We start from the raw sequence: 2,392 nt of genomic DNA on the forward strand, positions 1-2,392 counted from the left end.
GATTAACCATACATATTCCCCATACTGAACCTACTATTAACAGTTTTAGTAAAGGGATATCATTTACACCGCTAAAAATATTATCTAAAGAACTAACTCCTCCAAAAACCAAAAAAGATAAAGCAGTAAAAATACCGACCAGAGAAATTAACTCTCGATTAAGTTCTGCTGCAATTGGTTTTGTCGCTTCTTCAACTGATTTTTTTGCTAAAGCATTAAAATATTCTTCTTCTTTTGCAATCTGCTCATACTGCCTTTGCGCTAAATTTACATGATCCCAAAATTTTAACAAATACTTTTTTGTTAATGCTATCGTATCCGTATCTTTATCTAAATTTTTCTCTTGGAATTCGTCTCCATTAGCATAATCAATAACACATCTCAGATTGCTGACTATTGATCCCTCTCGATCTTTATGTTCAGAGACTTTATTTTTCTCTGGAACGATACTAAAAATATAGGTAGTAATGGATGAATAAACTAGTCTATTGTCATTCTTTACATAGTTATAAATAACGTCAAAAAAATCTTGCGCGATAAATTTATCAACATCTTGATCTAATTTTTTGCATAAATCTGCTGTATCATTTTGAAGACTTAATAAATAGCTTTCTGCATCCGCATCTGCTACGGTTGCTTCTTTATCTTCTCCAAGTACATTAATCTCCTCAACTTCTTTATGCTTTGGCAAAATAGCTTCTAATGGCTTGAGGAGTGATTTCATTATTTGCATAACGCTTATATGCCCCTTTCCAGGGTTCCTGTCCGTGTGTTATTGAGACCAATTTTGAAGCAGAATATTTAGAGCATTTATCAACCATTTCACCTATTCTTATTTGATCAGGAAGCTTTATTTCTTTTATAATACCTTCACATCCATCAATAGGTATTTCTGCACTCCCATATATCTTATATATATCATATATGCTAGCAACGACCGGACCCAAATCCCATGCTTCAATTACATCACTAAAACATTTTTTTGATTTATTTGCAATATAGTCAGCCTGTATAAAGTAAAGAATCTTTTGTAACTTAAGATTACTAATTGAATAATTCTTTTTTTTGCTATACCAAATAATAAACCTGGCAACATCAAATGCTGTATACATGGAATCCTCCTTTCTCCAAATTTTGTCTTAATATGATATAATACTATCTCAATCTTTATTCCACAATGTCAAATTTCAACCATTTTTCACGTGCCTATTTGTGGAATTTACCAAATAGCATGCTGTTTCAATTATTCTATACTCTTGTATTTTACGTGAAATCTCTGTCCATAGATTGAACATTGTGAAGAGTATCAGCATCCCCGCCATACTGATTCTTTATGGAAACATCTAAGCCAAAAGATGTAGTAAATCTTTTTAATTACGTGTTCATACTCACGAAACAACACAACCAAGACTAATTCATTATGATTCAAGCTAAAACTTTTATTACTCTTTCAGACCAATCCCTCTTTTATATCAGACATTACATTTTCTTAGCTTTGTTACACATAGATAGCTATTGGAATAATAATTAAAGCTGGACCGTGTATCTTGGATTTGATGTCAGGAAGTCTATAATTTTCAATGTCTTTATTTTTAAAGGCAGATAATATTTCTTCCATTGTCGAGTCATCTAATATGCCTAACGTGGTTTTCCGAAGGAGATCTATGCTATCATTCTCATCTTTGGCAATCTTTATTACTTTTCCAAGAACCTTAAACTGACCGCCTACCAATTCTGAAACATTGTCATTTTGCAGATACTGATCCTGAGCAGAAAGGATAACCGTAGCTTTTTTATTTTCAACAATAAAATCAATGGTACCGGAAGTTTTTAATTCTTCTAAAAATCCTTTTATTTGTCTTAGTATTTTTTGATCGTTTGCCTGGTTTTGGTGTACTTGCTTCTTTTTTCCAACTGTCGGCTCATCGGCAAATATTTCCCCCATTTTAAAAACATCAATTATCTTTTCAAAGAAATCTATCATCGGATTCTTTTGTAATTCCCCTGATATTTCAATAAAATCACCTGTACTAACGTTAGAAATATCAAGCTCCTCTTCACAGCTGCAAGTTAATATTCTTTCATCATTTAAACAGTCTTTAAATTTTGAAAACAGCGATACATTTGTGTGAAATTTTTCAAACTTGCGCTGGTCGGATTGCTGCTCTTTGCTTTCAAGCTTAGCCTCTCCGCCTAATTGTATTTTTAATAATCTACTTAGCACAACACTTGTCGAACCACTTCCCGATGCCTTAACTGAATTATCCTTTCCTATATCATGAACATTTGTAACCTCACTTACCATAGAAAATCCGTCTTCTATTATTGCAAGCATATCCAAAACGATTCTCTCATTTAAATAGACAGGTATAATTAATTGCTTCTTATCTAT

At 32.4% G+C, this 2,392-nt stretch carries 3 protein-coding genes; all 3 read right to left on the reverse strand.

Annotated elements, in window-relative coordinates; all coding sequences use genetic code 11:
• A partial coding sequence (locus Q4Q55_RS10355; RefSeq protein WP_303372718.1) for a hypothetical protein occupies positions 1 to 733 on the reverse strand: 733 nt, incomplete at its 3' end.
• The gene (locus tag Q4Q55_RS10360; protein WP_303372719.1) at positions 678 to 1,112 is read right to left on the reverse strand and encodes a Panacea domain-containing protein; all 435 of its coding nucleotides are present in this window, start codon (positions 1,110 to 1,112) and stop codon (positions 678 to 680) included. The genes Q4Q55_RS10355 and Q4Q55_RS10360, both read right to left, overlap by 56 nt.
• A gap of 386 nt (positions 1,113 to 1,498) precedes the next feature.
• Positions 1,499 to 2,392, reverse strand: an 894-nt coding sequence (locus Q4Q55_RS10365) for a hypothetical protein (protein ID WP_303372720.1), incomplete at its 5' end; no start/stop codon positions are given.

This window comes from Methanobrevibacter sp., assembly GCF_030539555.1.
GTDB lineage: Archaea > Methanobacteriota > Methanobacteria > Methanobacteriales > Methanobacteriaceae > Methanocatella.

Coding starts and splice junctions, on each gene's coding strand:
- Q4Q55_RS10360 (WP_303372719.1), bottom strand. CDS start 1,112: ATGTATACAGCATTTGATGTTGCCAGGTTTATTATTTGGTATAGCAAA.